Source organism: Marisediminitalea alba (assembly GCF_002993365.1).
GTDB lineage: Bacteria > Pseudomonadota > Gammaproteobacteria > Enterobacterales > Alteromonadaceae > Alteromonas > Alteromonas alba.
The window spans coordinates 1-4490 of sequence record NZ_PVNP01000137.1 but is presented as its reverse complement, the minus strand read 5'-3'; the positions used below and the strand labels follow the sequence as shown (position 1 = coordinate 4490).

Genomic DNA, 4490 nt, shown 5'->3' with positions numbered 1-4490 from the left:
TAATGTAAATCTACTGATCAATAGGGTGGGAAATTTATAGTCTCAAGGTCCGAAAAACGTACAGAGCAGCCCGAGAGGCCTCATACCAGGATGTCCGGTTTTGACCAATACATGTACCGACATAGCCGTTCCAGTTTCTCAGATTCGTGGCTGTCAGCAAACTCCCTAACAAGTAAGCTAAAACCGCCTATTTGAGCTAAATGACCATAGTTATCATCGTCTTTTTCGGGCAAGGTTTGCAAGGCAAGTACTATTTTGTCCTTATCTGGCCCTACAGCAATACGGCAACTGATTGAAGCTGATTGCAAGGGCAATAAACAATCTTCATCATCCATGGGTAAATCGAGAAACGTGTTATCCATATCACCTGTCCTCTCTTGTTTACCGAAAACTGAATTGCGGATTAACCAAATTGCCCAAGCTTAGCCCCGTATTCCTGTATATAGATGTAAATAACCGGCATTGCTTGCCGGTTATACTCGTCCTTTTGTAAAGCTAGCACATACTTGTACTTCTTACCTTACAACCGCGCGCGGGTCATCCCTATAAGTGCACTTTCCAACGTTTTCATTTCTTCACTGTCGCAAGCATATCGTTGCATAGTCGTTGCGACGCCTCGCAGGTTGTCACTCATTGTGAATAAAGACTTTTGTGCGTCTGCGGAAATCATACCAGACGCGCCATAAATATTTGCCAGCGCATCAACGTTATTAGCATTGGTCCCTTCACCTAATTGCTTGAATATATCGGCATGTCGCCTGGCAATCGTATAGTGGTAGGTTTGAGTGTAGGTATTGCGGTATACCTCTTCCCCCATAACGGTTCGAGTTATATCATCCCATACTTCAGTACGCGTAAATTCGACGGGGTTGGGGCCTAAGCATTTGGCTGCCAGGTGCTCATATGACACGATAAAAAATCCGGTCATTGCCGTACTCATGCTAATACCCTTTAAACTATCCCGCATTTCTTGCTTTATGGCCTGTGGATCACTCTGCCTGCCCATAAAAAGTGATGTTAGTTCAATGACACCGGAATTAAGTAACGGCTCTGTTGCTTCAACCATCGCCCGCTCGAATTTTTTATCTTCCTCGGCAATAATTTGCATGTCATTTCGGTACAGTGCATTGATATACACGGCTCCATCATCGTCCGCTTCTAACGGGCCATCCCCTACCCGCTTTCGGTAGGCGATAAGTTCAAGTTCTGCCATGCGGCACTGCTTGGCACCGTTAACCACTTGCCAGGTAGAGGAGTGCTGTTTGTCTGGCCGGATAAAAAGCGCTTTAACTAGTTCATTTAGCTCATTGACACTGTTAGTTGTTTTAATTTTATCAATAACATTCTGACTGGCTTGCTTTAAATAAGGCTCCCGCGCTTTAAACAGCTGCTTAAAAGTGTTACTCACCGCTGGCTGGTTTCTAAACCCAACATACAAATCTTTATGCTGTTCAAACCATGTTCTTGAGGCTAGTAGCGCATCTTCCGGCGCTGCATAGCCGGTATCTGCAGGCAAAGTGTGTATGGAAAAATAATTGGTCAATAAGCCAGGCAGTTTACTATTGATATAACCTCTTATCTCATCCTGAGCTGTTAGATTTATTGCATTCCAACTGGATAACGTTCGCGGTTCGATGGCGTTCATCAGTGCCCTCAGTTCGCCGTTTTGAGCAGCTTTAATGCGCGCATCAATTTCAGCATAAACGCCTTCTCTCTGCGGTCTCTCTTTGAGCTCAACCAGTTTGGTTTCAGCCTGCGCCGTTTCTTTTTGAGTAACTACCTTAGCTTCTCGCTGAGTCTGCTCTGTTTGCTCAACCAGTCTGGATTCAGCCCGGGCCTGTTCTTCAGGCCACAGTGCGTTGCGAACATATGACGATTGTATTTCAAATTCGCTCAATGCCTCAGACTCATTCGCTTTAGCCAATTCATCCATTGTGTAAGCTTGCCAGGCAGCCGCGCCGTCGAGCGCCATGCCGCCAATAGCGGCACTCATATAATGAAGTACCCGTGGAATCTCGCCAAAGCCGCTCGACACCACTTTGATGTGCGATCTTCTTACCGATAAGTTACCCTGCTGCGAACAAACCCGCCCCAGTTCGTAAACATAGCCATCACGCAACTCATCATCCATATCTAACAGGCTTTGCTCAAAGTAACGGTTAAACACCGATGGCCTGAACAAATTTATCAGTTGAATGATTTGGACGCTTTGCGCCGACGCCCCCTTGTTTTTATTGAACTCATCTAACCAGGCAACAAGAGAAGGCAGGCAACCCGAACCGGCTTTTTGCTGTAGTTCAGGATGCCGGCCACTGGCGACGTCTTGCTGTTGCTTTCTAAGCAATAACATTTGCTGGGTGAGCGAGTTTATCGCTTCCTGATTACCCGCTTGTCGCTCTTGAGCTATCTGTGTTTGCACGTCCTGCATTTTCTTATTGATTTGAACCAGCCGTTTTTGCTTATATTGTTCTTTTTCAAGTCGTGCTTTTTGCTGTGCTGCCATCGCTTCTTGTCGCAACCGATTCTGTTCGGCATTAATTTGTGCGCTTTCGCTAAACAAATCATTTATTTTCTGGCGTAGTTCAGCAACTAGTTCAGAGTTGCCTTCGGCTCTGGCTTGTTGCCCCTGGATTCTGAGTGACTCAACCTGTTGGTTAATGAGGTCTGTTTTTGCTTTTGCCTCAATAGCTTGCAGCCTGGCTTCCTCGACATTCTCGCCAGCCCCTACAGCACGCTGCATGTAGTCAGGTAATGTATTACCCGCCACCAGCAAAATCGGCGCTTTTTGGTTGCTTTGCGGGCCTCCAAAAAACAGGTAAATCTCATCTTTATTTTCACTTATTGCACCAAAAAACATAATGGCTGGTTGCCTGTGAGGCTGGTACTGTATTTTGAGCAGGTTCAGCTCAGCAATAAGCTCGCCGGTTAGCGGGTAAATAGCGGGGGCGGGAAGCGTATTAAAGGCATCAATTTTTGCGACATCAAGTATGACCTGGCCAGCTATCGGTTCACCGCTGCCCAATTGCATTGTCTGGTCTTGCCCGTTTCCTGAGCCCCGGCGCATGGCTGGTTGCGAACGATTCACTGCAGACGCCGTAGCGCTGGCATCAAGCTTAAGTGTAAAGCGCTTTACCTGTCCTTGTTCAACAATCAGACCTGTCCAGTTTTTGGATAACTCAGACAGCGATGTTTCTGCGCGGCTCAACTGGCAAAAGCCCCCCCCCAGCAATACATAACAATACAATCAATAACTTATTCAACATAAATCCCTTTTCTGGTCACAGAGCATGCCTAGCGCAAACCAACATCCCGTAGTTCAACTGATAAAACTGTCCGAATAATAGCCTACCCGTTACCAATATCCAAAAAAAAGCCTTAACCAAAAGGTTAAGACGAAAGCGATGATATGCAGCGTAGGGCCGATATGTCATCGATCATCTCTAGGTTATGAACATACACCGCTTCCTGGAATTCTTTGGTCCAACGCTCATTAGCTTCGCCATATAAACCTTGCAATGCGCCCGCGCCAAATTCACTCATAATGATTGGTTTGTTGTAGTGAGATTCCCAGCGCAGAGCGGAGCATTTACCCGCCTCCGACACATACCATCCGCAGTAGCTGTTAATCCCAATAATATCGACTTCGCTGGCCAGCGGATCATCAATTAAAATGCCGTTAGCCGTTGAGCTGTGTGTATCCATAGCAGCAGTGATTAAACGTGAGTTATCCAACTCCCGCGCTTTTTGCATCAAATTGGTAAAAAAGGTAAGACGATGTTCAGTAGAAGGCGTCTCGTTTGCCACCAACCACATAACAACCGACGCACGTTTTTTATCACGAATATAAGAAAAATTAAAACTATGTACTACCCGCTGTGTCGGCTGTATTCAAGGCTAGTTGTACGTGTGTCAAGAGGTTACTTGTAGTAAATCAGCGAAGTAGTCGTTGTCAAGATAGACAATTGAACTGGTCTTTGGTAACGGAATCCGCAATGAGATATGTGAAAGCCGACCACACCTAAGAACTCCTCAAACTCTTTTTCCATATGGTGTGGTAAAGACTTTCCTTGATGTCCAACCTGCTTCAGAAATTCTGGATAGTGACGTTCGACCAATTGATACAGTATTGTCTGCTCTGGACGATGTCGTTTATAGGTATCAGAGTGAGTTGCTAGGGAAACTGCGAATAAGTCCTGCAATTTAGTTCTTGAACCAGCCTTTGCACTTACCGTCTAATTTTTGAACGCTAAAATTTCAATTTCGGCAAATATACTGCCGTTTTAGGCCTGATTTCGGCCTTATTCCGGGTTATTCCCGGATTTCAGATAGATCTTGGCTGTCGCCTTAACATCTGGTCTACTTTAAACAGGTTCGCTAAGGTGAATAACATGGCTAACTGTGAGTCATTTTTCATCAGCCCTTTATAACGTGCTTTGATAAAGCCAAACTGACATTTGATGATCCGAAACGGATGCTCCACTTTTGCTCTG

At 45.5% G+C, this 4490-nt stretch carries 4 protein-coding genes; all 4 read right to left on the bottom strand.

Annotation, left to right across the window (positions count from 1 at the left end):
* Window positions 1–80: 80 nt before the first annotated feature.
* Entirely contained in the window at window positions 81–362 is a 282-nt protein-coding gene (locus tag C6Y40_RS12615; RefSeq protein ID WP_020745568.1) for a hypothetical protein, read from the bottom strand.
* 158 nt (window positions 363–520) lie between these two features.
* Entirely contained in the window at window positions 521–3205 is a 2685-nt protein-coding gene (locus C6Y40_RS12610) for a GumC domain-containing protein (RefSeq protein ID WP_105934884.1), read from the bottom strand.
* Between the two features lie 182 nt (window positions 3206–3387).
* On the bottom strand, window positions 3388–3888 hold the full coding sequence (locus C6Y40_RS12605) for a glycoside hydrolase family 2 TIM barrel-domain containing protein (RefSeq protein WP_105934883.1): 501 nt from the start codon (window positions 3886–3888) through the stop codon (window positions 3388–3390).
* A gap of 433 nt (window positions 3889–4321) precedes the next feature.
* Window positions 4322–4490 (bottom strand): transposase (locus C6Y40_RS12600; RefSeq protein WP_146129565.1); only part of this gene is annotated, 169 nt, incomplete at its 5' end.

Coding starts and splice junctions, on each gene's coding strand:
- C6Y40_RS12615 (WP_020745568.1), bottom strand. CDS start 362: ATGGATAACACGTTTCTCGATTTACCCATGGATGATGAAGATTGTTTA.